The sequence below is a fragment of the Psychrobacter sp. 1U2 genome (assembly GCF_051847575.1).
The window spans coordinates 1-651 of sequence record NZ_JBPYDC010001260.1; the positions used below are offsets into that span (position 1 = coordinate 1).

At 36.1% G+C, this 651-nt stretch carries 1 protein-coding gene; it reads right to left on the reverse strand.

The window, feature by feature from the left end; all coding sequences use genetic code 11:
- Positions 1-279: RtcB family protein (locus ACS8FD_RS21530; protein ID WP_439277373.1), on the reverse strand; the 279-nt coding region annotated here is incomplete at its 3' end.
- Between the last annotated feature and the right edge of the window lie 372 nt (positions 280-651).

The following is a 651-nucleotide window of genomic DNA, read 5'->3' on the forward strand; positions in this document are numbered from 1 at the left end:
GTTTGCGGTTAGAGTAGTTTGTACTGCCATCATTCCGCAGCCGATATCGACGCCAACGGCAGCCGGAATAATCGCTTCTTTGGTTGGCAATACGGTACCGATAGTCGCGCCAATACCGACATGCACATCAGGCATCACCGCAAGCCATTTATATACAAAAGGCATTTTTGAGGCTTTGATCAATTGGTCGTGCGCTTTTGGATCAACAGGCACGCCCTTGGTCCAAAGTTTTATCGGGGTTCCGCCATCTTGAATGATGTTATGAGTGGTAGGTTGCATAGCGTGCTCCTTAGCGTTGTAAAAATTGTTTTTCTTATTTTATATAGTGCTAAGGGTATGCCAAATTTTCTATTCCCTAGAATTATTTTTATAAGTATCTGATATAAAAAGAAAAATAGTTTTACATTTTGAGAAGAGTTATATTCATAAAATAGCTTTGAACTTTAAAAATATAAATTATTCTATTGTTATATAATTTAATATATATTAGGTAAGATTAAAGTTAAGTAGTATTTGAATATATTTTTAAGTGTGTAGTTTAGAGACAGGTGTAGCGTAGATGATGGCTCACGGAGTGCAATACTACATAATCATCCGGTTACCTTATGAAACCAATCAGGACTTTGTATTTACAAATAAAACATCTGGCAG